Origin of the sequence: Coleofasciculus sp. H7-2 (assembly GCF_042747725.1) — a bacterium.
In the GTDB taxonomy this organism is placed as follows: Bacteria; Cyanobacteriota; Cyanobacteriia; order Cyanobacteriales; family FACHB-T130; genus FACHB-T130.
Window position 1 is genome coordinate 113786 of the sequence record NZ_JBHZGO010000040.1, and the last position, 22185, is coordinate 135970.

Sequence of the window (22185 nt, forward strand, 5' to 3'; positions counted from 1 at the left end):
CAGTGACTTTACCAGGGCAGGCGTCCTGAATAGTTGTTTCCTCGACGCTCTCGCTCTATTTCCAACCGTTGCCGTATAAAACTATAGACCTCACGAGCTAGAATTTCTAAGTTGTCAGCGGCTTCCTCCGGTGAGGAATCATCAACGCTAGACAAGCTTTGATCGATTGCTCCTACTTGGCTATCAGCCTCCCCCATCAACTGTATAAGAGCTTCCATTCCAGAGGCTGATGTGCGACGCGAGGGCATGGAATATGTCTGAATAACATTGCCCAAACTATTGTTTTGTTGGGAATTTATCATGGGCTGGGAAATATTTGATTGGGAGCTGTTGTAGTCGGATGCTTTGGAAACTATCGGCTTTGGCGCTGCATCCCACGTCCTCGGTTCTGAGAGGGGTTGTACAACTATCGATTCGCTTGCTTTAGGTGTACTCTCGCCTAGTAATTCAAAAATACTTGACCAAGATGTTGGTATCTCTCTGGTGTTCGTAGAACTGTTTGCAGAAGGTAGAGTCTCAGAGGGAGAGGAAAGGGAAGAAGTTGCTGCTTGCACTTGTTCTATGCTGCTTGGAAATGCTGTAGCTTCTTGATTTTTCTTCCATGACTCTTCTGGCATTCTCTGGATAGGAATAGACTGCTCCGAAGCAGGCGAGAAGTTTGAGGTAATCGGTGCAAGGAAGGATGCCTCAACCTTCTTGCTTCCTGTGTCTGAAAATGGGGAAGCAAGAAGGTTGGATTGTTGAGCTAGAGGGCTGAGAATGGATAGATTTGTCAGCACTTGAGGTAATTGAGGCAGTTCTTCTCTCTCCTCAAGCGGCTCTGTTTCCACCAGAGGTTGTATAACGGTGGGTTCTGTAATTTGTGTGCTTTGGGGCACCTGTACAGGGGGATTGGCAGAGGATGTGGAAGCGATCGCATCTTCTGCCAATCCTGTCAATTTTTTACTTGCCGATTCGGTTGCTAATTTCGCTTGGATTACCGTAGTGTCTGACGTTGTTGTACTTTCAGGCACTTGTATGGAATCGGTGATGGAAGCGATCGCATCTTTTGCCAATCCAGTCAAATCTTCACTTGCCGATTCGGTTGCTAATTTCGCTTGCACAATCGCGTCTGGCGTTGTTGTACTTTCAGGCACCTGTATAGAATTGGTGGAAGCGATCGCATCTTTTGCCAACCTTGTCAAATCTTTACTTGCCGATTCGGTTGCTAATTTCGCTTGGATTACCGTAGTGTCTGGCGTTGTTGTACTTTCAGGCACCTGTATGGAATTGGTGGAAGCGATCGCATCTTTTGCCAACCTTGTCAAATCTTCACTTGCCGATTCGGTTGCTAATTTCGCTTGGATTACCGTAGTGTCTGACGTTGTTGTACTTTCAGGCACTTGTATGGAATCGGTGGTGGAAGCGATCGCATCTTGTGCCAATCCAGTCAAATCTTCACTTGCCGATTCGGTTGCTAATTTCGCTTGCACAATCGCGTCTGGCGTTGTTGTACTTTCAGGCACCTGTATAGAATTGGTGGAAGCGATCGCATCCTCCGTCTTTTGCGACAGTGGGGGTTCATCTGGTTCTGTGGCTACTGAAAGCACAGGTGCCTTTTGAACTAGCGATTCTACGTTTGTTGCAGGGGCTATGCTGTCCGAACGGTCAACTGTTATCTTATCGGAAGCGATCGCTGGCATTTCAACTGATTCTGCCTCTGTAACCGCAGAAAATGACATTGGCGACTCAATCGGTTCCGTAACATTTGATAACGTAGCTTCTCTGTGGTTTGCTGCTTCTGTTTCCGACAGGGGTTGTACAACAACTCGATCTGTAGTGACTTCCGGCACAGTGTTGGAAGTGGTCAAATTAGAGACTGCGGTTAATTCGCTCACTGCTGAAGTAAGTTCTAACTCTGTCTCTGGTGGCACCGATGCAACTTGTGGTGCAGTTAACGGCTGAGGCATTTGTGCCTTTTGAACTTGCAGTTCAGCTTGTAATAGCGGTTGTTCTACCGTTGGTTCGATGACGGCTGGATCTGGCTGCACAGATGAAGGCATAGTGGGCGAGGACGAGTCAGCCAGAGCGTTTTTCACCTGGCTCATCTGTTCTGGTGCTGTAATAAATGACGTGAGTTCCTCAATCGCTGATGCCCTTTGAACTTGTGGTTCTGTATCCGAAAGAGTTTGTCCTAAAGTTGGTTGGCTAGCAATTGTCTCTGGCGGTGCTGATGCTACATTTGGTGCTATTTGTTCGTCAATCGCTGGTGCCCTTTGAACTTGTGATTCTGTATCCAAAAAGGCTTGTCCTAACCTTGGTTCGGTTGCGGTTGTCTCTGTTGGCACCGATGAAAGCGTGGTTGAAGAGGGCGAAGTAGCGATCGCGTTAGTTATTTCAGATGTCTGTAGTGCCGTGGGGGTGTCAATTTCGGTTGCCCTTTGAACTTGATGAGGTTCTGTTTGTAACAGCGGTTGTTCCAGTGTTGGTACGGTTGTAAGTGTTTCTAACGGTGCTGATGAAGGCGTGGTTGAAGAGGGTGAAGTAGCGATCGCCTTGCTTATCTCACTTGCTTGTAGTGTCGCGGCTGCATCTGGTGTCGTGGAAGCCTCTATCGCTGCTGTCCTTTGAATTGTGCTGGGTGAGGGCGAAGTAGCGATCGCGTTGCTTATCTCAGATGTCTGTAGTGTCGTGGAAGCGTCAATCGCTGCTGTCCTTTGAACGGATGATTCTGTTTGTAACAGCGGTTGTTCTAGTGTTGGGACGCTTGTGGTTGGATTTGACGGTGCTGATGAAGGCGTGGTTGAAGAGGGCGAAATAGCGATCGCGTTGCTTATCTCACTTGCTTGTAGTGTCTTTGCTGCATCTGGTGTCGTAGAAGCCTCAATCGCCGCTGTCCTTTGAATTGTGCTAGGTGAGGACGAACTAGCGATCGCGTTAGTTATTTCACTTGCTGCTGCAATGGGTGCCGTTTGTTCGTCAATTTCTACTGCCCTTTGAATTTCGTCGGGTTCTGTTTGTAACAGCGGTTGTTCCAGCTTTGGGGCGGTGGCAAGTGTTTCTGTTGGCACCGATGAAGGCGTAGTTGAAGAGGGCGAACTAGCGATCGCGTTAGTTATTTCACTTGCTGCTGCAATGGGTGCCGTTTGTTCGTCAATTTCTACTGCCCTTTGAATTGTGCTAGGTGAGGACGAACTAGCGATCGCGTTAGTTATTTCACTTGCTGCTGCAATGGGTGCCGTTTGTTCGTCAATTTCTACTGCCCTTTGAATTGTGCTAGGTGAGGACGAACTAGCGATCGCCTTAGTTATTTCACTTGCTGCTGCAATGGGTGCCGTTTGTTCGTCAATTTCTGCTGTCCTTTGAATTGTGCTGGGTGAGGGTGAACTAGCGATCGCCTTAGTTATTTCAGATGTCTGTAGTGCCGTGGAAACGTCAATCGCTGCTGCTTTTTGAGCTGGTGGTTCGGTTGCTAAAACGGGTTGTACTAATGTTGGATTGGTTGCCCGCATGACTGGCAAAGCAGCATCTGCCGAGATCGGTGCGGCGTCAACATCGACCGATTCACTTAATTGTGAGTCTTGGGATTCTGCAAAAAAGGGTGAATTCTTGAAAGGATTATCCGGCGGAAATTCATCCGACATTTCCTCAGAGAAAAAACCGGAAGGATTGAAAACTGTAATCGATCTCGCTCCTAACGGATGCAAAAATTTAGGATTTAGTAATTTCTGCCCTAACGGATTAGGTGGAAGCAAGGGGTTTTTGATCCCAAGGGGTTCTTGAGGTATCGTTTCTCCATCGGGAAGATTGTTCCTTGTTTCTGTGCCCTCATGTTCCGCCATATTTTTGTTGTATTAATTACTAGGCGAAGTATCCCAAACTATCGCGCCCACCGGAAATTGAAGAACCGCCAGTGCGTGACTTATCAACCTGCAAACCCTCGTATGACAGCGTTAACTCTTCAATCGCCACCGTATTGGAGTCTGCATTTAATGAGGCTGACTTCCAAGCAACAGGAACAGCACCAATTAGAGTCCAACACTGCATTGTTTCACCTGCCGGGTTGAATACTAAAATATTAATGTTACGACGTTCTTTCTTCGGAAGATTATTGCCTTTATTGCGCCCAACATCGCTTAATATTTTACTAATCCAATCCCAAAAAACTAAATCATTGGTGATGCCACGCTTGAGGGTTACGTCTGTAAATTCTGCCTGACCCAGAAAAATTCTCTGTTGATCGTTGACACCGCCTTCATAGTGTTTTTCAGCTTTTATCGTGACACCCAAGCCTTGGCACTCGGTGAAACAGGCAGTAATATTACTTTGAATTTCTACATAGAAGCGATTGGCAGTAACGTAGTTCAGTTCGCGGACGCTAGTGCCATTTTTGTTGTTTCCATTATTGCGACTTGATGTAGACGGCTGTGCTGGTGGCAGTGGGGCGGGCATCAGAAGTATCCTCCGTAGTTTCTACTGCGTTCCCTTTGACGACGTAAATCTTCAAGCATCAATTCATAGACGCGATCGCTCAACTGCCGCAGCAATAAAGGATCGCGCAGAACTTTAGCTGCTGTCTTTGAAACCGCAGTTTGGTTATCTTTAATGTTACTGGGAACTAAAGCCGGTGCGGCGTGCCCAGCCGGACGGGCGCTACTCCCAATGGGTTGTAGATAGGGTTGTGTCCCCAGATTAGCGATCGCGCCGGAAACCGCTGGTCGGGAAGAATACCTGTTCATAAAAAAACCAGAACTTCCTGTTATTTTAGGGCACCCGTTTTTGGCTGATTGCTAGACAAAGGTCTAAATTTAGCTAATAGCTATTCGCCATTAACCTCCAGAAATCTAATCTAGCAGGTGATTATCTAAAAACTATTCTAGCGGTTGCAACGGCACCAGTCCTGCTTTGCTCAGCAGTCGCTGTGCCTCACGAGTTCTTAGCAAATCGGCAAACTTTTGACCGGCAGGGATACGGCGGTTGTCTCCAGAATAAATAACGGTTATGGGATATGCCAAAGGGTAGGTGCTATTCTTGAAAAATTCCCTGTTAGGACGATAACTTCCTTTATCATCGCAGAGGTCGGTTGTTGGCTCTACTGGCTTCCCATTGTCTTGAATTAACGCCTGTATTGCCGGTTTATTACCATCTTTTAAAGCTAAAGGATAAGCCGAACACTGACCGAAAACTTTGCTAATTGTGCCAAAGGCAATTCCCCCGACTTCATCATCCTCAAAGTCCCGAATCACCTGTCGCAGAGTCTCGAAGGTAGACAGACGCTGAATTTCTGGCTCGAAAGAATTTTTAAACAAAGGACGTGGCTGCTCGCTCTTTTGAATTAATTTTCTAAATAGAGCAATTTGCCGCTGATCTTTGAGAACCCGTTGCTCAAATATTCGTACTGCCTCAGTTTCTTTCGGAATATAGAGTTTTACAGGTAAATCAGGACCTCCTAAATCTTGCCAATTAGTGATTTCGCCAGTGTAAAGCTGACGCAATTGTTCAAAAGTAATTTGACCATTGAGAGCCTGAGGAAGACTTTTATCTCTTTTGGCATAGCTGAAGGCAACAAACACGACCAGCCCATCGTAGGCAACTTCTTTATACTTTAGTTCGCTTGTCAAATTACTCACCAAGCTGGAAATCGCAAAGTCTACTTGTTGCGATCTGACTTTAGCGATCGCTTCCTCTCCAGAAGGCTCAGCTTGATAATTCAACTCTAATTTTGGCTGACGTTCTCTTAGTTTGTCTTCTAAAGTTTTATTCTTCGAGATGAGATTGGCGTGGCGCAATATATAGCTCCACGTTCCGTCTTTTTCCGCTGTGTAAGTAAACTTACCAGCAGGAATACCAGGAATTTCCTTGATGCAACAAACCAGAAAATCATCATCGGCGGCACGATTACCAGCTTGAGACTTCGGAATCAGAAACCAGATCAATATTCCCAACAAAGTCACTCCCAGAACACCCAACAACAGCCAGGGAGGACGACGCTTGGGTTTCTCATTTTCTAGCGGCGCTGTGTCTAAAACTACAAGATCGACTGGTTTCTCCGGCGGCAGTTTCAACAGTGCCTGTCGTGCTTCCTCAGCACTCTCAAAACTGACATCTAGCCCTAAAAGGCGAAAAATGAACATTTTGAGGTGAGGTTCCACCACAGGCCATTGCTGCTCATCCTTAGGGTCAAGAAGCTGACCGGAAACGGGGTCAGTAGAGCGTCCTACTAACAGGTAAAAAGCCACGTATCCCAAAGCTACTAAGTCTTGGGCATCTGTAGGGATAATGGTTTGGGCAGTTGGCAGGTCGAACAGACGTTCCCAAAGCGCCAAATCACACACATGGATAAAAAATTTCTGGTCGTCTGCCACCATGAGCAGGCTATCTAAACTAATATTGCCGTGAGCGATTCCCTGCTGCACCTGACCGGAGGGCAGACTGAACTTTTGACCGTGGAGAAACTCTAGGGTTTGTAGGACTTGGTTGAGGACTTGGCGCACTTGCCGACTGGTCATCGAACCATTGGCGGCAAGGCAGGCGTTTAGAGTTGGATGCGTATCTAAATTGCTAGTAGTAACGAGGTAGCAGCGTTCCTCAATCGGGTCAGAAATGGCGTCCCAAGGGTGACGCAAGCGAACATCTTGGACTCTTCCATCTGCTAGACTCAAACCCGCTGCTAACTCGAAGGTTTGCTGACGCAGGCGAGTTTCTTCCTCGTTGAAACAACGGTTGGGAAGTAGGTACTCTTTAATCACAACTGGCTGCTGATCGGCAACCTGAATTCCCTTGTACAGTCGCCCCATTCCCCGGCGTCCCAGCAAGCCTTCGATTCGATATCTTCCCCGACGCCCCCGGATTTCACTTTTATCGGCTAAGGTGGCTGGGAAACTACATTCCGAGCAATATTTAGCTGTCGGATCTTGCTGAACCGTTTGTAGCGGCAAGGTACAGCTTAAGGCTTCACTATACTTGCAACGGTACTGTCTGTAGAGGTGGTCAACCCCCTGAACTTGCGTGGTAAATTGAGGCGGCGGTACTTCTGTTGGGTCTGATTGGGAAGTTGCTTCCTCTGGCGTTAGGGGATCGAGTTCGGTTTTGATTTCATCAACGACAGGTGCAATCCATTCGTATCGACTCAACCAACCGTATTGGTACAGTCTAAAATTGGGGGGGTTCCTCCTCAGAAACTCCCTCAGAATAATTTTGGGAATGTTTGTCAGTGCCACCGAAAATTCTCCGGATAAGCGATAGGTGGATGGTAAAGTAACATTGATTTAGCGCACTTGGAATATACAGCTATGGCAACAGAGGAAGTAATAAAACTTTTCAGAGCTGTTCAAACTGACCCCGCCTTACGGGAGAAGCTCAACTCTGCACCCGACTTGGAAACATTAGTCAAGATGGCTGAAGAATGTGGCTATAACTTTACAGTTGAAGAATGGAAAGATACAACCGGATTTAAGGTAGAAGAGTTGGAAGGGGAATTGTCGGAAATCCCTGGGTTATAAGTTTAATCAGCACTAGAGAACAAAAGCGCGATCGCCTTCTCATTTCACACCCAGCCTTTCACTTCAGCATCGGTGAGAGGTCTTTCCAGCTTGACATATTCGCTTTTTGCTGCTTGCAAAATGTGTTGCATCCCTACCGACTCATTGGCGTCTGCGGCGATAAAGGCTGCATTTAGGGCAATATTGCGAATGTTTCCACCGGCGACACTTAGCCGTGCCAGCTTCACGGGATCTAGCCCTTCAGTAGGCGTTTCTGTCGGGAAGATGCGCTGCCAAATCTCAGCTCTTTGGGTGGCATCGGGGAATGGAAACTGAACGATAAAACGAATGCGGCGCAGAAATGCCTGATCGAGAGAACCTTTTAAATTAGTCGTCAAAATTGCTAAGCCTCGGTACGCTTCCATGCGTTGTAGCAGGTAGGCAACTTCAATATTGGCATGGCGATCGTGGCTGTCTTTCACCTCAGAACGCTTGCCAAATAGGGCGTCAGCTTCGTCGAACAGCAGAATTGCTCCCCCAGCTTCTGCTGCATCAAATACGCGCCGCAGGTTCTTTTCTGTCTCCCCGATATACTTACTGACGACAGAACTTAGGTCGATGCGATAAAGGTCTAGCCGCAATTCTCCAGCCAGTACATCTGCTGCCATTGTTTTGCCAGTGCCGCTACCTCCCGCAAATAAGGCACTGATGCCCAAGCCGCGTCCGCCTTTGCCGCCAAATCCCCAGCTTTCGTACACTTTGGCACGTTGCCGAACGTGGGCGGCAACGTCGCGCAACACCTGTCGCTGTGCTTCTGGCAAGACCAGCTCATCCCAACTGGCTCCAGGGATGATGGGTTGAGCCAGGTCATTGAGTCTCTGACGGGCTTGTGAGCGACAGGTATCCCACAAGAGAGTGCTGAGAGTTTCTTGAGGAGGGAGGAGGGAGGGCTGAGGACTGAGGGCTGAGGACTGAGGGCTGAGGAGGGAGGAGGGAGGAGGGAGGACTGAGGACTGAGGGCTGGGGGCTGAGGAGGGAGGACTGGGGGCTGAGGAGGGAGGACTGGGGAGGGAGGACTGGGGAGGGAGGACTGAGGAGGGAGGACTGGGGGCTGAGGAGGGAGGATTGGGGGCTGAGGAGGGAGGATTGGGGGCTGAGGAGGGAGATTCTTTATTTTCCCCGGCTCCCCTACCTCTTGCCTCAGTACAAACAGCGTAAATGGAGGGGGCGCTAAGGCTGAAATGGGATACCAGCTTGTCTAGATGCCCATTCAAGCTTTCTGCTTCTTCACCCAAGGCATCTTGCCAAATAGCCCGTTGTTCGGGGGGGGTTGGCTTATGGACATCAATTGTAATGGAGGGACGCTGCCGCGATCGCCGTCTTTCCGGACTGATGACGATTAGCGGACTGGTGATTCCTTCAATCAACGTGGCAATGACATTTTCTCGCGCTGGATCGCTTGTCTCTACATCGTCACAGTCGAGTAACAGGACGCTCTCGCTTAAAATGGCTTCCCGATTCCATAGGCGCAGGATGTTGTTAAAATCGCTGGGACTGGTGGGAATTGCTTGGGCGGACATCGCATTCAAGTTGAGCTGTAAAAGAGCGCAAGTCGCAGATGCGATCGCTCGTTTGCTAGCAGTCTCATCTCCACATAGCTGCACTACAGGTAACGCCGAACCTTGTTGCGACGCCTGCAACCACGTTGCTGCCAGTTGTTCTGCCACCTGTCGGTGCGATGGTACCAAACTTTGAACTGATACGTACAATGGCTCGACAATGCCCATGAGCCGTTCATCTAGATGTTGTACGCCAGCGATGTAGTGCAATATTCGCTCGTCAATTCGCAGGGGACTGGAGGTGAGTGTATTGCCTGTCCCAACTTCAATCAGTTGCCAGCGACGCAAGGAGGCAGTGGGTGTCAGCGCATCCCAGTGGGAGGGAGATAGAATCGCCAGCGCTAAGCTCATTGTGGGATACTGCCGATCGTTGCCTTGAGCGATCGCGCACAAAGAAGGAAAGCTGGGGTCGAGTTCCATCCCCACGCATAACAGCAGTATATCCCGCTCAAAATCTGACAAACCGAACGTTTTGCACAGTTGTTCTAATGCTGCTGGAGGCGAAAAATTCCAGGTAAGAGGCGGAAAATCTTCTTCTTGTTCCTGGCTTTTTTCCTCCTTTCGCATCTTAGCGGCTTGACGTTCTAACGCCTGACGTACGCGAGCAACTTGTCCCATGAAGTAGCGCTGATTAGCTGCTTGCCAGTTATTAGTAGCCGTGGCGATCATACAATTGCTACCTTCGGGTCAATATACTGCTGGAAGCTTGGGCTGTCTTTGTCCGTATCTACGCTCAACATACTTTCCGCTCCGTCTACGTGTATCCGCACCAAATATTCACCTGGCTTCACATCTCGAATCGGAACTATCACGGAGGTTGTATCTGCTCGACGCGGTAAAGCATCAAACAGATAAGCGATCGCGTTATCAATTGACCGTCCGTTCAGCGCCACCACGACTCGCTGCTTGTTGCCGATAGTAAGATTCACTTGCAGCGTCAGGTTCGCCGAGCGCAGTTCATCGCCACTTCCCTGAATGTTGGCGATGCTTGCCTCTGTAATCGTTGGACGCAGTACAAACGGTACCACATTCGACTCGACACTGCGCTGGAGAGCGGGCTGGAGGCTTAATGTGGGGGTCTTGCCTCTGGATGTGGCACCGTTTGATCCGACTCCACCGTTCGCTACAGGTTGGCTTGGGCGGTCGATGTGATGAATCACCTGTAGACTTTGTACGCCTGCGCGTAGCGACTCGGTAGAGAAGGCACACAGTGGCAAGGCAATTTGGGTTTCGTGAACTTCTGAGGGCGTTGCTTCCACCTCACCAAGACGCACCCGCGTGATGTTGCTATTCAAATTTTTACCCCGAATCAGCAACGTGCTGTCTGCCAAGATTGGCTGAAACCTACCAGCTTGAGACACCACCTCATGAATCACCGGCTGATTAGAAAATGGCACCACACCGCTGAACCTGTACTCGCGCACGGGTAAGGCTTTCTGGGCTGCTTCTTCCCCTTCAATCATGACTACGGTCGCTCGGTAGGCAACTGACAGGGTGTATGGGGTTTGGAAGAATACCGACCAAACTTTAGATAAATCTTCTAAAGATAAATCCATTGGCACGAAGCTAATCTCTTCTAGCTGTTCGGAGAGGTTAGAGTCTGCCAAGTAGGTAAAGTTAGAATCAGCGATTGTGTCCCAAATCATTTCCTGGGTCAAAGTTGAGCGATCTTTGAGGGTACGAACGATGCTGCCTAAAAGTCGTTGCGGTTCTAACTCAACCTCATTGCCATAGAGACTGATCATGTAATGCAGATCGAGGGCATTGTGCGATCGCTTTGCCATTTCGCCCTTGCGATTGCGATTCCGCACATCAGCGCTGCTGCGCCACACGGGATTGAGACTCACTTGATACAGGTAGATGTTCACTCCCGTCTCTGGCGTGCCACTCCCCAAGTTACTAGGTCGCACCGTTGTCACTCTGGCACCATCCACATCTATTTGTACAACAGCCTGCAAAGTTCTTTGCAAAGCTGCGGTGACAGTGGCGATCGCTAAATAATTGCTCATAAAAAAAATTCAGCAATCAGCTTTTCGTTAAGCTGATTTGTTAGTTTCCACAGTTTAGCTTGATAAAGGTTTCACTTGATAATCACAAGATTCCGACAATTAAGCACTGACTAATCCCAGTTTTAAGGCTTTTACAATTGCTTGAGTGCGGCTGGTGACACTGAGTTTTTCAAAAATTGCTGTTAAGTGAGCTTTAACTGTCGCGACTGTGATGTAAAGGCGGCGGGCAATTTCTTCATTGGAAGATCCTTCAACCAACCAGTGTAAGACTTCTCGCTCTCGATCGGTTAGGTGAATGCTCCGACCGGAAATATGCGATCGCCCTGCATAAAATTGAAACAACCGAAAGAAGCAAGCTGCGACTTCTGGCGATAAATACACTTCATTTTTCATGACGGTGGTAATTGCTTCGCACAGTTGGGTTGCCACCCGATCTTTAAACACGTACCCGCAAGCACCCGCCTGCATCGCCCGAAACACCCATTCGTCTTGCCGGTGTGCTGAGAGAACTAACACTTTCCCCTTATAGGACATTTCTCCCAAACCGATCAAGGCTGTAATTCCATCGACCGGGGGCAATTCCATGTCCAGCAAAATCATCGCTGGCTTTTGCTCAGCGGTTAATTTTAACGCTTGCTCTACAGAAGCCGCCTCGCCGACAATCTCGAATTGCAAAGAGCCGTTATGACTCAAGAAGTCAAGTAGACTCCGTAACCCGGCTCGGAAGCGCGGTTCATCATCCACGAGCAGAATCGAAACTGGCGCTTGTGCGGACATTTTAGATAACCTCAATGCGACTGTTCGTTTTGGAGGGTGAGTAACTTGTTTATCATTCCCCCAGACCAACTGAAAATTGCGGTCTCGGTAGGGTAAATGAAAATTGTGCCCCACCAGAAGGCAAGTTTTCTACCCAGATGGTTCCTTGATGGTCGAGGATAATTTTTTTAGCGATCGCCAAACCCAACCCCGTACCGCCTGGACGCTTAGAATAAAAAGGTGTGAATACTTGTTTCAAGTCTTCTTCAGAAAGTCCGGAACCGAGATCGGAAACTTCCACGATCACTTCAGATTGAAAGACTTGCCAATTACAAGTAATAATTCCCCCAGGGGGACTAAAATGAACTGCATTACTCAACAGATTGTCAAATACCTGTTTCATCTGCCATCGATCCCCCGCCAGCGTAATCGGCTTCTCCGGATAGCGGACATACAGTTGTTTTTGTTCTAACCACGGTTGCAGTCCTTGGATACTTTCAGCCAATGTTTTCCGCAGCTCATAAGGTGCTACCTGTAGTTTTGCCTGCTGTCCGCAGTAAACCAAATCCGTTAAGTTTTCAATTAACTCATTCACAGTTTCACGAACAATCTCAGCCTGGTCTTGCAAGCCGCCGGATGGCAACCCCAAACATAAATTTTCCGCATAAAGACTAATCAGTGCCAAGGGATTTCGCAGTTGATGTTCTGTACGACCTAGCACTTGCTCAAGTAACTGAATCTCAGCTTTTTGACGGGAACACTCGCGAGACATCACCAGGTAATGACTCAGTAATTGAGCCTGTTTCTCTACGCCTTGTTGTTGCAGCCAAGAAAGGGGGGTTCTACTCCATAACAGCAAATACTCAGCTTCTTTGGCTTTCTGCTCACTTAGAGGGCAAACGTAGGTGTAGTAGCTACAAGCAGCGTCAGCAGATGCACTTTTAGCACTCTTGGTTACTTCGCTCAACTTCAGCACTGGCAGGGAATCTTCCCACCCCACCTCAGCAAAAAATTGGGGCAACTCCGCGTAATTTCCTTGGCGCTTGTCTGGATAATCAGCTACTAATTGACGCTTTTGTGTATCTGAATCTTGGTAGACAATCCAGGCTGCTACAACGGGTAGTTGTGCGGCTATCAGTTCGAGATGGAGCTGGCAAATACTCCTAAGATCCGGAGGGTACGGTGTACCTAGCGAACCGAGTGTGGAGGAAGGTGGATGCACCTGTACAGCAAACCGTTTTATTCCAACCTTCATCTGTAACTCCCCGGCATACAGGATATTTCAGCAATGTTGAATCGGATGTAGACACCACTGATTTTTTATTTTGCGAAACTTGTCATCTTCCGCAAGAAATAGATGACAAATCTAGCTTAGTCATGCATTTGAGTATTCAGTAGGATTACACACATTTTTTAAAGTTTCGACCAAAGTCTAATAAACACTCTGGGGTTGTCTTCCTAATCTAGACCTATACAGCCTAAACACCCAGTCTTATGATCCCTGCTGCTGCCCAGACTTTGGCAGAAATCCTGGCTGAGGGGACTTCCCTGCTCAGTACAGAGCAAATTGATTTCAACCACCCTGGTATGCGGCAGGATGTAAGACCAGCACTGAACCTGTTCTGCTACAACATCGGGGAAAACAGTCAGGTAGACCACAGGATTAACCAGGAAAAACCGCATCCACCCACTCTAGGGAAGTATTCCCCGTTATGGTTTGACATTTCGTTCCTAGTCAGTGCCTGGGATCGTACCGTCCTGGGCGAACAGCGTCTGCTGTCAGAAGCATTGATGCTGTTGTTACGTTACCGCTGGCTACCAGAAGAGTTGCTAGCTCCTTCACTACGGGGTTATGGCAACTTGTCAATGACCATTTCTGCCGTTGGGCTTATTGATGCCGTCGCTCTATGGCGGGCGCTGGGGGTTCCATTACGTCCAGCTTTATATGTAACCGTGACAGTTCCCTTAAACCGACTAGGACAAGGAGAACCAAACACACCTATAGAAGCAGTAGGAAATGGGGTAGTAGGTAGTAGGTCGTAACAATTACCTACTACTCTAGGGGCGACCCGCCGAGTCATCCCTACCGATTACCCATTACCAATTACCGATTACCCACCACTAATCAAGGAAGACTACGCTATGCCAATGGATTATTTTGCCCCTGGTGTCTACGTCGAAGAAGTAGACCGTGGCAGCCGCCCGATTGAAGGTGTAAGCATGAGTGTTGCTGGGTTTGTTGGCTTTACCGAGGATGTACGCGGTGATGCCGAACTGTTCAAACCCATGATGATCACCAATTGGAGCCAATTCCTAGAGTATTTTGCCAAACAAGGCTCCGATGGTTACACAGACTTCAACGCCTACCTCCCTTTTGCCATCAATGGCTGGTTCCTGAACGGAGGTGGACGCTGTTGGGTGACTAGCATTGGTACCAAACTCCCCGGTTCGGAACCACCGGCACCGGAGGAAACAGCCACAAAGCTTAGAAGCTCTGGAAATCGTCCCTCTTTGATGTTTGCTATTAAGCCATCCGAAGGCGAAGAGGATGGCAGCTCAGCTCTTGCCCTATCCGGTGGACGAGTCAATGTTTCGATCCTCCCCGATGCACCCAAAGCCCCTGAAGATCCAGAGGCAGAACCCCCACTCAACACAGGTGAATACTTTAAAGTCATCGTTAGTCGCGGTGGCGAGAAACTCGAAGAGTACAGCCACCTGACAATGAACCCGGAAGTCGAGGCTCAAGTGGGTACCTATGTCATCACTGCGCTCAATGAGGGCATAGGCGACCAGGAGGCATCTCAATTTTTGTCCGTCACTGATATGTCCACCAGCGGACAACCCCTGTCTCGGCGACCTGTCAACGGCACCTATGAAGTCAGCCCTCCACCCGTGATTTCTAGCCCAGAGCGCTTTCCACGGGATGTGAATGGGGTGCGCGATGACCGCACGGGCGTACAAGGGATTTTTGAGATTGACGAAGTTTCCATGATTGCCTGTCCCGATTTAATGCTGGCATACCAACGCGGTCTGCTGGATTTGGATCAGGTTCACGGCATCATGGAAATGATGGTTAGTATGTGCGAAAACAACGCTCCCAGCCCCAACTACCGCATGGTGGTTCTAGACCCGCCACCTTGCAAGGGAGGCGGCGATCCTGTACCCCCAGAGCAACAAAAGCCTCAGCACGTAGCTCAGTGGTTAAGTAACTTCAATCGTCGTTCCATGTTTGGGGCATTGTATTATCCCTGGATTAAAGTGGCGAACCCACGCAATGCCGGACGACCGATTCTGGTTCCCCCCTGCGGTCACATGATGGGGATTTGGTGCCGCACCGATGAGACTCGTGGCGTTTTTAAAGCACCCGCTAACGAAGTTCCTCGCGGTGTCCTAGGTCTAGCCTACGAAACTAACTTCCGCGAACAGGAGCTGTTGAACCCTGTAGGTATCAACTGTATCCGCAACTTCGCTAACTACAACCGAGGTTTCCAAGTTTGGGGCGCACGGACTCTGGTAGAACCCGCTAATGTGCAGTGGCGCTATATCAGCGTCCGCCGCCTGATTAGCTACATCGAGCGCTCGATTGAAATCGGTACTCAGTGGGTTGTGTTCGAGCCTAACGATCAAGATTTGTGGGCGCGAGTTTCCCGCACGGTCAGCAATTTCCTCGAACGGCTGTGGCGTGCGGGGGCGTTGTTTGGTGGTTCGCCTGGTGAATCCTTTTACGTCAAGTGCGATGCCAGCATCAATACCCACGAGACGATAATGCTGGGTCGTCTGTATGTCGAAATTGGGGTTTGCCCAGTCCGACCAGCAGAATTCGTCATCTTCCGCATCAGTCAGTGGTCTCCTAACCAGTAGGTTAGAGTCGTCAGCTCAGATATCAGCTCTTTAGCTGATATCTGAACTGATATTAAAAAAATTTGTAAGGGAGGTTTTGAACAATGGCTATTATTACCGTTGAGAATTTTGAATTAGAAATTAAGGGAGTAGGTGACGGTTTACAGTTCAAAAGTGTTGACCTACCCGCTTATAAGACTGAAGTTCAACATGGTGATGCCCTAATGTCTGGTGCCAAGGGATCTGTACGGCAGACTCTTACTAAGAAAAGGGAGGCAGCGGTTCAAATCACTTTAGTAACCCTAGCTAGTGGAGATGCAAAAAGCACTAGCTCGTTGATGCGAAAGTGGCTGCTACAGTGTATGCCAAAAGCCGAGGACGGTGGGGGCTTTCCTACGAGTGCCAGGATGGCGGAAGGCGTAATTAAATCTTATAACTCAGCCGGAGAAATGGTAGATTCGTGGAAGATGAGCGGAGTTTGGATTTGTAAATATCAAATCGGGAAACTCAGTTCAGACGGTGGGTTGCTTGAAGAAACCTTTACGATACAGGTTGACCAATTCGATCCAGCTTGATCTATCTAAGTCTGAGTGTTTGACACAATACTCTTAATTTGAATTGGTTTGCAATCTGCAAACGCCAAAGTCATTCCTTTGTAATTGATTGGAAGGTTATTTATGGCTGATGCCGTTGAGTTGCTCTCTAGTGATAACTTCGATGTAGCAATTGGTGACATCAAAGACATCATTATCAAAGAAGTCAGTGGGATGTCAGTAGATATGTCCCCAAAGGGTGCTGATAATGCCATCGGTTCTGGTCCGAAGGGAAAATCGCTGGTTCTTAGCGTTCCGAGTCAACCCAAGTATGGCGAGATAACGCTGGTTTTGGTGCCAGGAGCGCATCAGGGTGGAAATGACGATAAGCTGTGGGAGTGGTACAAGGATTGCGCCTCGAAAGCCAACCTTGGGGAAGCAGCAAAAGCGCGAAGCTTACGTAAAGAAATGACAATTAATGTCTATTACTCCGGTTCAGACGGGAAGGTGGGGTTAACGTACAGCTTCGTAGGGGTGCTTCCCAATAGTTTTGATGTTCCTAAGCGGGACGCAGGGAGTAGCGAACTGGAAACTTGGACGCTTAAGCTTAACTATGAGCGGATGAAGTTTACTGTATCTGCGTAGAAGGAATATACTCAATGTAAAACTGCTCTGGTGAGGTGAGATGCGATCGCACTCTTATTCACCAGTCACTTATTTATCAGATTGAAAGCGCATTGGTTGTAAGGCGGTATCAATTGTGACAGACTTTCCTGAAATTCTCACCACTTGTCGATTTTTCCTAGAACTAAAACTAAATGGCAGCAATGATGCAGTAGACGGCTACTTTATGGATTGTAGCGGTTTTAAGTCTATCCAGCAGGTGATAGAAATCTCTGAGGTGACACCTCAAAAGTGGGGAAAAGATGGAGAATCTAAGGGTCGAATTGTCACTACAAAAATTCCTGGTAATGTTAGTTACAGCAATATTACTCTGCGCCGGGGTCTGACTTGCTCAATGACGTTGTGGAACTGGATTCAAGCTGTGCAGGATGGAAATTGGGCTGAACAACGACGAGATGGTTCTTTGGTAATTTATAATCAAGCGGCGGAAGAACAGTTTAGATTTGAGTTTCAACGGGCGTGGCCTACTAGCTATAAAATTTCTGATGTGAATGCTGCTGGAGGTGAGCTGGAGATTGAAGAAATGGAAATAACCCTTGAACAGTTAAAACGGATTCAAGTAGCAAGGAATGATTCAAATTGAGTTTGAATTTACTTTACCTAAAGGATACCTTGATGCGGATGGCAATCTGCACCGCAAAGGTGTGATGCGTTTGTCGAGGGCGATGGATGAGATTGTCCCCTTGCGAGATCCGCGTGTTAAATCAAATCCTGCCTACGCTACAGTGATTATTTTGTCCCGCGTGATTGTCCGCTTGGGAGCGTTGGAGGAGGTGACACCTTCAGTTGTTGAAGGCTTTTTTGCTTGTGACTTGAATTATCTTCAGAAATTTTATCGTCAAATTAATGACCTAGAACAGGAAAATGCAGGATTTAAAGAAGCCACGAACCCATCTGCAAATCCTGCACTGGCTTCTGATTCTGAGTAAAGCGTCTCATGTCCAGCGATCGCATCCAAACAGAATTTGAATTTGTCCTCCCTAGAGGATTAGTCGATGCTCAAGGGGGCGTTCATCGCCAGGGGGTGATGCGTCTGGCAACGGCAAAAGATGAAATGTACGTTCAAAAAGACCGTGGCGTTCAGGATAATCCAGCTTATGGGGTCTTGGTGATGCTGTCGCGGGTGATTACTTGTATAGGTACTTTAACAGAGGTAACACCTGCGTTGTTGGAGGGTCTTTTCTCGCGGGATTTAGCATACTTGCGGGAGTTTTACAATCGCATTAACCAGGAGGGGGATGCTTACATTCCGGTTGAGTGTCCCAAGTGCAATAGTCAATTTCAGGTGGAGCTTTCTCTATCGGGGGAATTTTAGGCTACCCCTCGGACTTACTACGCCAAGAGGTAGCCTTGATTGCTTTTCACTTTCACTGGTCTTTAGAGGATATCCTCAATCTGGAACATAGCGATCGCCTATTTTGGGTGACACAAATTAGTCAGATGATGCAGCCAGAATGAAGAAGGGGCAAGAGTTATCCCCTTACCCCTCCTTCATCTGCAATGCTTTGTGTTACGGCGTTGGATTCTGGCTGATGTCTACCTTCACTAAGGGTTCTTCAGCAACTGTGCCGAGATTAACTGACTTTAACAAGTCTTTCCAATCGCTAACTAAGGTGGAATCTTTAGGATTGGCGTTACGTAAGTCAGCTAGAGATGCGACGGTGTCAAGCCACATACCAGCGTCTGCATAGATGGCTGGGCGATCGCGCGGTGCTGCTTTGTCTAGCGCATTCTTCAGCACTAAACTCGGTTGGACTCGTTGAATCCACCCTTCTACAACAATATCTGCCCCCCGATCTTCGGGGTCACAAATCACTGATAACGACCAATGGTATTTTTTGCCAATAACTAGCGGTGGTGCATCCTTTTGAGGAACGCTAATGCTAACAACACCTGCCTTGTTAGGAATCGGAAATTTTGTTTCGTATTTTACCTGCTGACCCGTTTCTCCATCAAATAGAGTAAACTCTGCTTCTTGTGCGGAAGTTTCAGGAAGAGCAACAAATAAGGTCGGGCGAGCGGATATAGTTAATCCTATATTCGTGCTTGGCAATAAAGCCATGAGCGTCTTTCCTGGTGCGGCGCAGCTGCTGCTACCACGCGATGCTCCGGGTTCTCTAGTTTTGGGTGCCCCAACCCTTCTTGGCAGCCTAAATCTTAGGCGACCTGCCACACGCATTTCTCTACGGTTCAGGCTGGGTTGTTGAATCGGTTGGCTTTTTGTTGTGGCGGTAGCTGGAAAGCTAGTAGCGATCGCACTAAGCCCCACCAACAAGGCTAAGGAAAGTGTTGTGAAATACACGGAAGACTTGTTCACCATAATCTTTTAGTTGTTGCAGTGGGTTTACCTGGCGAGCAGCGATCGGAGCGCATATAAGGGGAACGAACCACTTCCCAAAGGGGTCGCCTCCGTGAGGCATCGTGCTTTGTAAAATAAGCTCGACCGCGACCGTAGCGGTTGAAGATCAAAGACTCTTTTATCTTCAACAAAGTTTCCCACTTTTCCAGGCAAATCTCTAGAAATTAACTATTAATTTTGGCATATATATTCCCTCAGTGGTGATTTGAAAGCTCTGCTTTTTGCCTCTTACAAAATTTGATGTTATAACTACTATAAAATTATCTCTCAATTTGGCACTTTTTCTTTTCTTAATCAAAAATTTCATCTATTTATCCAGTTTCTTATCAAAAGCTTCATGAAGTTTTGTAATCGATTGAATGTTTGATTTTTGACGATTCGCGTTGCTGCTTAAACAATTTCCAAAGATACAAGGATGCGTACAAAATCTTAATCTTAAATTCCTCTGTTTAAGCTACACATTGAGCGAAAATTAAAACTCTAGCCCCTAGAGAGGAGGCGACAATTATATGGTTTCTCGGCTCAGTTCAAAGATTCGCTCCCTGCTATCAAACACAAACAACCTACGCACAGCTGCCTTAAGTTTTGGTGGACAAGTAGTTCTCACCAGTGTGGTGGCGACAAGCTTGGTAGTGGGAGCTAGGCAGCTGGGGATACTCCAGGGACAGGAGCTAGGTGCTTTTGACCAGCTGACTCGGATGCGTCCTGATGAAGGCTCAGATAACCGCCTGTTGCTGGTGGAAATCACTGAGGGAGATATCCAAACCGAGAAGGGGTGGCCTATCTCGGATGCCACAATTGCCAAAGCGTTGGAGAAATTAGAGCAGTATGAACCGAGAGCCATCGGGATAGATATTATTCGGGATGTTCCGGTCAAAGACGGGAATGCCAATTTATTGAAGATTCTCCAAGGAAGCGATCGCATCATTACGATCTGCCAACTCAGTGATGGTAAAGAGGCAGGATTTCCACCACCGCCTGGAATCTCACCAGACCAGGTGGGATTTGCTGATTTCGTCAAAGAACCTGATGGATGGGTTCGCCGCAGTCTCTTAGTTGCAAATCCTCCAGTCCCGAAAGCTCCCTTAGAAAACCCACATCTTTGTAGCAATCCCGAAGAGCAACTCACCTCCTTGGATTTGACCCTAGCACTCATGTACCTGCAAGCTGAGGGAATCGAAGCAGAACCTTCAGATGATGGAAACCTGAAGATCGGTTCCACTGTATTCAAAAGCCCCGACCCGAATGCTGGCGGATACCGGAACGCCGACACAGAAGGTTTGCAGATGCTGATTAACTACCGTTCGGCAAATCTACCTGCCCAAAAGATAACGCTCACAGATGTACTTAAGGGCAAGATCGCTCCGGCTTTAGTCAAAGATCGGGTTGTTTTGGTTGGCTACACCGCAGTCAGCGTGAATGACGACTTCAACACGCCCTACAGTGCTGCTCAACAAGGCACTCAGAAAATGCCCGGAGTGGTCATTCATGCTCAGGTTGTGAGTCAAATCCTCAGTGCAGTTCTGGATAAACGACCGCTATTTTGGTACTGGAATGAGTGGGGGGAAATTGGATGGATTTGGGTCTGGTCGTTGGTGGGAGGCTTAGTAGCATGGCGGATTCGGCGTCCCTGGCTCTTGGTGATTGCAGGAGGAAGCGCGATCGCCCTCTTGTTTGGAACTTGCTATGTCTTGTTTCTCCAAGCGGGATGGATACCCCTAGTGCCGCCAGCATTGGCACTGGTGGCAACGGCAGTCGGCGTCGTTTTGGTAGATAGAGGATACGCCAAAGCCATCTATCAGGGCGTCAAAGGGTTTTTAAAAATCGATATTGAGATTGACCACGAAAAGAAAGAACGCCAAGTAGCGGAAATTACAGAAAGTGACTACTTCCAAGAGTTGCAGGAAAAGGCGAAAAATCTCAGGAGTCGAGAAAGCAATCCTTCTGAGAAAACAGCTTCTAAATTAAACGCCGCGATGTCAGAAGCTGCTGAAACAACGGCAGAAACCGACTACTTACAGCAGTTGCAGCAAAAGGGGAAAAAGTTAAGAAATCGACCCAATGATGGGCAAGCAGAAGCTGCCACTGAGTCAACCGTTGAAATACCAGAAGCTGCTGAAACAACGGCAGAAACCGACTACTTACAGCAGTTGCAGCAAAAGGGGAAGAAGCTGAGGAATCGACCCAATGATGGGCAAGCAGAAGCTACCACTGAGTCAACCGTTGAAATACCAGAAGCTGCTGAAACAACGGCAGAAACCGACTACTTACAGCAGTTACAGCAAAAGGGAAAAAAGTTAAGAAATCGACCCAATAATAGGCAAGCAGAAGTTACCACTGAGTCAACCGTTGAAATACCAGAAGCTACACAGGCAAGCCAAGTCACTTCTCCTACCGAAGAATTAAGCAATCGGCACGACGGACATGGAGAAGCCGCAATTGAGTCAAATACCTCAACCCCAGAAGTCATCCAGCCAAGCCAAGAAGCTGAAGACACCGAAGAACTCGATTACTTCCAGCAGTTGCAGCAACGGGCAAACTTGAGAAATTGGCAGGAAGATAGGCAAACACAAGCTGCTACCGAGTTAAATGCCTCAATACCAGAAGTCGCACAAGCAAGCCAAGAAACTGAACTCAGCGAAGAACTCGACTACTTCCAGGAGTTGCAGCAACGAGCAAACTTGAGAAATTCGAGCAGCGACGGGCACGCCGAAACCGCTACCGAGTCAAATTCCTCAACAATAGAAGTTCTAGAGACTAGCCAGGAAGCTGAACTCAGCGAAGAACTCGATTACTTCCAGCAGTTGCAGCAACGGGCAAAAACAGTGAGGAATGCAGAGACTGAATCTACCTAATGGCGGGATGGCGGTGAGATAAAGTGCCATTAGAGGACATCTACCGATACATCGAAGGCTCGCTATTCAC

At 48.1% G+C, this 22185-nt stretch carries 19 protein-coding genes; 10 read left to right on the plus strand and 9 right to left on the minus strand.

Annotated features, from left to right (window positions below):
- Positions 1 to 8: 8 nt before the first annotated feature.
- The 4 genes from ACFW2W_RS10335 to ACFW2W_RS10350 all read right to left on the minus strand — a co-directional run bounded on the left by ACFW2W_RS10335 (position 9) and on the right by ACFW2W_RS10350 (position 7112).
- A complete protein-coding gene (locus tag ACFW2W_RS10335; protein WP_378176921.1) occupies positions 9 to 3821 on the minus strand; it encodes a hypothetical protein in 3813 nt (1270 codons plus the stop codon).
- Positions 3822 to 3840: 19 nt separating this feature from the next.
- Positions 3841 to 4431 carry a phage tail protein gene (locus ACFW2W_RS10340; RefSeq protein ID WP_378176924.1) on the minus strand — a complete coding sequence of 197 codons (591 nt, stop codon included), beginning with the start codon at positions 4429 to 4431 and terminating at the stop codon, positions 3841 to 3843.
- Positions 4431 to 4718: a hypothetical protein gene (locus ACFW2W_RS10345; RefSeq protein WP_378176927.1), complete on the minus strand. Its 288-nt coding sequence runs from the start codon at positions 4716 to 4718 to the stop codon at positions 4431 to 4433. The genes ACFW2W_RS10340 and ACFW2W_RS10345 overlap by 1 nt, the downstream gene beginning before the upstream one ends.
- A gap of 132 nt (positions 4719 to 4850) precedes the next feature.
- Positions 4851 to 7112: a substrate-binding domain-containing protein gene (locus ACFW2W_RS10350; protein ID WP_378176930.1), complete on the minus strand. Its 2262-nt coding sequence runs from the start codon at positions 7110 to 7112 to the stop codon at positions 4851 to 4853.
- A 159-nt stretch (positions 7113 to 7271) separates the two neighbouring features.
- Between ACFW2W_RS10350 and ACFW2W_RS10355 the strand changes: the two genes are divergently transcribed.
- Positions 7272 to 7481, plus strand: coding sequence for a Nif11-like leader peptide family natural product precursor (locus ACFW2W_RS10355; RefSeq protein ID WP_378176933.1), 210 nt, complete (start codon positions 7272 to 7274; stop codon positions 7479 to 7481).
- Between the two features lie 44 nt (positions 7482 to 7525).
- Here the strand turns inward: ACFW2W_RS10355 and ACFW2W_RS10360 are convergent, their stop codons facing one another.
- From ACFW2W_RS10360 to ACFW2W_RS10375, 4 genes are all read right to left on the minus strand, one after another.
- Positions 7526 to 9748: an ATP-binding protein gene (locus tag ACFW2W_RS10360; RefSeq protein WP_378176936.1), complete on the minus strand. Its 2223-nt coding sequence runs from the start codon at positions 9746 to 9748 to the stop codon at positions 7526 to 7528.
- Positions 9745 to 11088: a DUF4255 domain-containing protein gene (locus tag ACFW2W_RS10365; RefSeq protein ID WP_378176939.1), complete on the minus strand. Its 1344-nt coding sequence runs from the start codon at positions 11086 to 11088 to the stop codon at positions 9745 to 9747. Before ACFW2W_RS10365 ends, ACFW2W_RS10360 begins: the two co-directional genes overlap by 4 nt.
- 99 nt (positions 11089 to 11187) lie before the next feature.
- Positions 11188 to 11865: a response regulator gene (locus ACFW2W_RS10370; RefSeq protein WP_378176942.1), complete on the minus strand. Its 678-nt coding sequence runs from the start codon at positions 11863 to 11865 to the stop codon at positions 11188 to 11190.
- 52 nt (positions 11866 to 11917) lie between these two features.
- Positions 11918 to 13099 (minus strand): sensor histidine kinase, encoded by a 1182-nt coding sequence (locus ACFW2W_RS10375; RefSeq protein WP_378176945.1) that lies wholly within the window; start codon positions 13097 to 13099, stop codon positions 11918 to 11920.
- 239 nt (positions 13100 to 13338) lie between these two features.
- Here ACFW2W_RS10375 and ACFW2W_RS10380 point away from each other — a divergent pair, with 239 nt between their 5' ends.
- The 8 genes from ACFW2W_RS10380 (at position 13339) to ACFW2W_RS10415 (ending at position 18359) form a co-directional block, all read left to right on the plus strand.
- Positions 13339 to 13887 (plus strand): Pvc16 family protein, encoded by a 549-nt coding sequence (locus tag ACFW2W_RS10380; RefSeq protein WP_378176948.1) that lies wholly within the window; start codon positions 13339 to 13341, stop codon positions 13885 to 13887.
- A gap of 99 nt (positions 13888 to 13986) precedes the next feature.
- The gene (locus ACFW2W_RS10385; protein ID WP_378176951.1) at positions 13987 to 15705 is read left to right on the plus strand and encodes a phage tail sheath family protein; all 1719 of its coding nucleotides are present in this window, start codon (positions 13987 to 13989) and stop codon (positions 15703 to 15705) included.
- An 83-nt stretch (positions 15706 to 15788) separates the two neighbouring features.
- On the plus strand, positions 15789 to 16259 hold the full coding sequence (locus ACFW2W_RS10390) for a hypothetical protein (RefSeq protein ID WP_378176953.1): 471 nt from the start codon (positions 15789 to 15791) through the stop codon (positions 16257 to 16259).
- A gap of 102 nt (positions 16260 to 16361) precedes the next feature.
- Positions 16362 to 16862: a phage tail protein gene (locus ACFW2W_RS10395; RefSeq protein ID WP_378176956.1), complete on the plus strand. Its 501-nt coding sequence runs from the start codon at positions 16362 to 16364 to the stop codon at positions 16860 to 16862.
- A 115-nt stretch (positions 16863 to 16977) separates the two neighbouring features.
- The gene (locus ACFW2W_RS10400) at positions 16978 to 17484 is read left to right on the plus strand and encodes a phage tail protein (protein WP_378176959.1); all 507 of its coding nucleotides are present in this window, start codon (positions 16978 to 16980) and stop codon (positions 17482 to 17484) included.
- A complete protein-coding gene (locus ACFW2W_RS10405) occupies positions 17471 to 17830 on the plus strand; it encodes a hypothetical protein (RefSeq protein ID WP_378176962.1) in 360 nt (119 codons plus the stop codon). Before ACFW2W_RS10400 ends, ACFW2W_RS10405 begins: the two co-directional genes overlap by 14 nt.
- A gap of 8 nt (positions 17831 to 17838) precedes the next feature.
- Positions 17839 to 18216 carry a phage tail assembly protein gene (locus ACFW2W_RS10410; protein WP_378176965.1) on the plus strand — a complete coding sequence of 126 codons (378 nt, stop codon included), beginning with the start codon at positions 17839 to 17841 and terminating at the stop codon, positions 18214 to 18216.
- A complete protein-coding gene (locus ACFW2W_RS10415) occupies positions 18210 to 18359 on the plus strand; it encodes a DUF6760 family protein (RefSeq protein WP_378177207.1) in 150 nt (49 codons plus the stop codon). The genes ACFW2W_RS10410 and ACFW2W_RS10415 overlap by 7 nt, the downstream gene beginning before the upstream one ends.
- Positions 18360 to 18411: 52 nt before the next feature.
- Here ACFW2W_RS10415 and ACFW2W_RS10420 read toward each other — a convergent pair whose 3' ends face one another.
- Positions 18412 to 19221: a DUF928 domain-containing protein gene (locus ACFW2W_RS10420; RefSeq protein ID WP_378176968.1), complete on the minus strand. Its 810-nt coding sequence runs from the start codon at positions 19219 to 19221 to the stop codon at positions 18412 to 18414.
- A gap of 548 nt (positions 19222 to 19769) precedes the next feature.
- Here ACFW2W_RS10420 and ACFW2W_RS10425 point away from each other — a divergent pair.
- Positions 19770 to 22115 (plus strand): CHASE2 domain-containing protein, encoded by a 2346-nt coding sequence (locus tag ACFW2W_RS10425; RefSeq protein ID WP_378176971.1) that lies wholly within the window; start codon positions 19770 to 19772, stop codon positions 22113 to 22115.
- The last annotated feature ends 70 nt before the right edge of the window (positions 22116 to 22185 follow it).

Excerpts from the sequence above, each read along its gene's own strand:
- ACFW2W_RS10370 (WP_378176942.1), bottom strand. The coding sequence starts at position 11,865 with ATGTCCGCACAAGCGCCAGTTTCGATTCTGCTCGTGGATGATGAACCG.
- ACFW2W_RS10420 (WP_378176968.1), bottom strand. The coding sequence starts at position 19,221 with ATGGTGAACAAGTCTTCCGTGTATTTCACAACACTTTCCTTAGCCTTG.
- ACFW2W_RS10405 (WP_378176962.1), top strand. The coding sequence starts at position 17,471 with ATGATTCAAATTGAGTTTGAATTTACTTTACCTAAAGGATACCTTGAT.
- ACFW2W_RS10360 (WP_378176936.1), bottom strand. The coding sequence starts at position 9,748 with ATGATCGCCACGGCTACTAATAACTGGCAAGCAGCTAATCAGCGCTAC.
- ACFW2W_RS10355 (WP_378176933.1), top strand. The coding sequence starts at position 7,272 with ATGGCAACAGAGGAAGTAATAAAACTTTTCAGAGCTGTTCAAACTGAC.
- ACFW2W_RS10380 (WP_378176948.1), top strand. The coding sequence starts at position 13,339 with ATGATCCCTGCTGCTGCCCAGACTTTGGCAGAAATCCTGGCTGAGGGG.
- ACFW2W_RS10425 (WP_378176971.1), top strand. The coding sequence starts at position 19,770 with ATGGTTTCTCGGCTCAGTTCAAAGATTCGCTCCCTGCTATCAAACACA.
- ACFW2W_RS10365 (WP_378176939.1), bottom strand. The coding sequence starts at position 11,088 with ATGAGCAATTATTTAGCGATCGCCACTGTCACCGCAGCTTTGCAAAGA.
- ACFW2W_RS10335 (WP_378176921.1), bottom strand. The coding sequence starts at position 3,821 with ATGGCGGAACATGAGGGCACAGAAACAAGGAACAATCTTCCCGATGGA.
- ACFW2W_RS10375 (WP_378176945.1), bottom strand. The coding sequence starts at position 13,099 with ATGAAGGTTGGAATAAAACGGTTTGCTGTACAGGTGCATCCACCTTCC.
- ACFW2W_RS10390 (WP_378176953.1), top strand. The coding sequence starts at position 15,789 with ATGGCTATTATTACCGTTGAGAATTTTGAATTAGAAATTAAGGGAGTA.
- ACFW2W_RS10345 (WP_378176927.1), bottom strand. The coding sequence starts at position 4,718 with ATGAACAGGTATTCTTCCCGACCAGCGGTTTCCGGCGCGATCGCTAAT.
- ACFW2W_RS10340 (WP_378176924.1), bottom strand. The coding sequence starts at position 4,431 with ATGCCCGCCCCACTGCCACCAGCACAGCCGTCTACATCAAGTCGCAAT.
- ACFW2W_RS10410 (WP_378176965.1), top strand. The coding sequence starts at position 17,839 with ATGTCCAGCGATCGCATCCAAACAGAATTTGAATTTGTCCTCCCTAGA.
- ACFW2W_RS10395 (WP_378176956.1), top strand. The coding sequence starts at position 16,362 with ATGGCTGATGCCGTTGAGTTGCTCTCTAGTGATAACTTCGATGTAGCA.
- ACFW2W_RS10385 (WP_378176951.1), top strand. The coding sequence starts at position 13,987 with ATGCCAATGGATTATTTTGCCCCTGGTGTCTACGTCGAAGAAGTAGAC.